The organism is Pedobacter sp., assembly GCF_045628745.1.
In the GTDB taxonomy this organism is placed as follows: Bacteria; Bacteroidota; Bacteroidia; order Sphingobacteriales; family Sphingobacteriaceae; genus Pedobacter.
In genome coordinates this window covers 1-2,736 of the sequence record NZ_JAZQPU010000191.1, presented here as the reverse complement: position 1 = coordinate 2,736, position 2,736 = coordinate 1, and the positions used below count along the sequence as shown (strand labels likewise).

Below are 2,736 nucleotides of genomic sequence, written 5' to 3'. Positions count from 1 at the left end.
TGCAGTGCAGGATGGAGGATATAGCCAATTTCTGCACGGTGATTTTCAGGGTTGGTATTGAAAATGCCAATAATGCCTTTGAGGTGTTCGTTACCCTTTAAGGTGATGGCCCAATTGATAGATTTATTCGCTGCAAGACCTTTATTGATCGTTTCGATATGATCTAAAGCATCCTGCAGCGTAATTGCTCTTGGCCGTGGAATATATTTCATCACCTCAGGGTTTGACCTCAACAGTAAAACTTCAGTCACATCACTGACTTCCATTTTTCTTAAAATCAAGCGCTCCGTCTCTATAACAGGGAAAGGATTGAAATTTAACTCCAGCATAGCCTTGTCTATTTATTTTTTAACTTCCGGAATTTCCTGAAGCACGTTTAACAAAAAGCCCCAGAATTTCTGAACTGAGGAAATCTGTACCCTTTCATTTGGAGAGTGGGCGCCACGAATAGTTGGGCCAAAAGAAATCATATCCATACCCGGCAAGTGGCCACCTAAAATACCACATTCTAAACCGGCATGACAGGCTTCAACTTTAGGCTCCTGTTTAAAATTCTGTTGGTATAACTTCACCATCAGTCTTAATATATCTGAATCAGGATTAGGCTTCCATCCCGGATAATCGCCGTCTAGAGAAACTGAACAGCCTATGTTTTCAAAAGCCGCGCCTACTGCATTGGCCACATCAGCCTTGGTACTTTCTACACTGCTCCTTTGCAGCGATTGGGTAATGAATTCACCATCCTTGATGATCACCCTAGCCAGGTTTGTTGATGCTTCTACCAGGTTACTGATGTCAGGACTCATCCTGAATACCCCATTAGGTACTGAATAAATGGCGTTGACAACTTTCTTTAACGTGGCCGTCTCCATTACTTGTGCTGGTTTTTCACATTCCGTAATAGTGATGCTTAAATCAGGTTCTACAGTTTGGAACTCTTCTTTTAAAACAGTTGTAAAAATACCTGTGAAGGCTAAGAACTCCAGTTTTTGTGCCGCTGGAACAACCACAACAGCAGTAGCCTCCCTTGGGATGGCATTTCTTAAACTGCCGCCATCAACCGAACCTACCTGTAAATTGATTGATTTCAGTGCTTCGAAAAGCAACCTGTTGATAAGCTTATTGGCATTTGCACGACCTTTATGGATGTCCATACCTGAATGGCCACCTAAAAGTCCCTTAACAGTAATTTCGAAAGCAACGCCTGTTTGATCCGCAGCAACCTGTGTATAATTTAAAAATGTATTGGTATCTACCCCACCGGCACAGCCAATGGTCAGTTCATCATCTTCTTCGGTATCCAGGTTCAATAAAATAGAACCGGTAAAGTTACTTGGATCCAGTTGTTTGGCTCCTGTCATTCCTGTTTCCTCATCTATGGTAAACATGGCTTCCAGCGCAGGATGTTCAATTTGATCATCTGCTAAAATAGTCATAATAGTGGCTACGCCAATACCATTATCAGCACCCAAAGTTGTGCCTTTCGCTTTTAGCCAGTCGCCATCAACAAACATATCAATACCTTGTGTATTAAAGTCGAATACGGTATCTCCATTTTTCTGGTGTACCATATCAAGGTGAGACTGAAGGATAACGGTTTGTCTATTTTCCATGCCCTTGCTGGCCGGCTTTTTAATGACCACATTGCCGATGGCATCCCTGGTGGTGGGAAGACCTAAACTTTCTCCAAAGGATTGGATAAAAGCAATGACACGTTCTTCTTTTTTCGAAGCTCGGGGTACTGCATTTAATTTTGAAAAGTTTTGCCAAAGTTCCTGAGGTTCAATAGTAGTGATATCCATAGCCTTATTGCTGCGAGGTGTTGTGAGAAAAATAAAGGCGCAAATTAAGCATTATTGAATACATTATTATATACATTTGTCTTGCTTTTGGTTCCTCCCCTGCATTTTTCAGGAAGGATTAAAAGGGAATCTGGTGTAAATCCAGAACTGTCCCGCAGCTGTAAGCTCCATTAACTGAGGTATCATCTTAGCGTCACTGTTCAAGCAATTGAATGGGAAGACCATACCAAGGGGAGTAAGTCAGAATACCTGCCATCGCATTATATAATTCATAGCTTTCGGGGATTGAAGCTGGAATGAAAGTGCCGATGGTATTTCCATTTTGAGTATTCCTATGCCGTTTGCTGTGCTTTTTGCATAACTATGGAAAAACACTTAAGCACGGTACTTTTAATATTATTATCTCTTTGCGGCTATGCGCAAGGCGATACCAGCAGCACACTCAAAGAAGTGAAGGTTGTTGCTGTAGCACTGCCAACTATTCAAACCCTGCTTCCCTCCCAACAAATCAAAGCCCGTGATTTCAAGAATAATGGTGCCTTTAACGTTGCCGATGCCATCAGGAATTTCTCCGGTGTCAACATAAAGGATTATGGCGGTATTGGCGGCTTAAAAACGGTATCTGTAAGAAGCCTTGGGGCCAACCATACAGGGGTGCAGTTTGATGGACTGCAAATAACCGATACGCAAAACGGCCAGATAGACCTTGGCAAAATTAACCTTGATAATATTGCTGCCATTACCCTCTTTAACGGGCAACCCGATGAAATACTACAATCTGCCAGGGCTTATGCCTCTGCCAGCATGCTGGTCATCAAAAGTCTGGAACCTACCTTCACCCCAGAAAAGAAATACCTCGTTAAGTTTGGCGTTAAGGGTGGCTCTTTCGGATTGATCAACCCCAGTCTTTTATGGCAGCAAAAATTAAGCGATC

Annotated in this window: 3 protein-coding genes and 1 riboswitch; of the genes, 1 reads left to right on the top strand and 2 read right to left on the bottom strand. The window is 42.5% G+C overall.

Annotated features, from left to right (window positions below; genetic code table 11):
* Together ACR2F7_RS07425 and ACR2F7_RS07420 are read right to left on the bottom strand one after the other, a co-directional pair.
* A partial coding sequence (locus tag ACR2F7_RS07425; RefSeq protein WP_432712951.1) for a GNAT family N-acetyltransferase occupies positions 1 to 329 on the bottom strand: 329 nt, incomplete at its 3' end.
* Between the two features lie 12 nt (positions 330 to 341).
* On the bottom strand, positions 342 to 1,802 hold the full coding sequence (locus ACR2F7_RS07420; protein WP_432712950.1) for an aminoacyl-histidine dipeptidase: 1,461 nt from the start codon (positions 1,800 to 1,802) through the stop codon (positions 342 to 344).
* A 70-nt stretch (positions 1,803 to 1,872) separates the two neighbouring features.
* Positions 1,873 to 2,073: riboswitch (cobalamin riboswitch) on the top strand.
* A 92-nt stretch (positions 2,074 to 2,165) separates the two neighbouring features.
* On the opposite strand from ACR2F7_RS07420, the gene ACR2F7_RS07415 reads away from it, so the two are divergent.
* Positions 2,166 to 2,736 (top strand): TonB-dependent receptor (locus tag ACR2F7_RS07415; protein ID WP_432712949.1); only part of this gene is annotated, 571 nt, incomplete at its 3' end.

What these genes read in the sequence shown, in the direction of transcription:
- ACR2F7_RS07420 (WP_432712950.1), bottom strand. Translation starts at nt 1,802, where the DNA reads ATGGATATCACTACTATTGAACCTCAGGAACTTTGGCAAAACTTTTCA.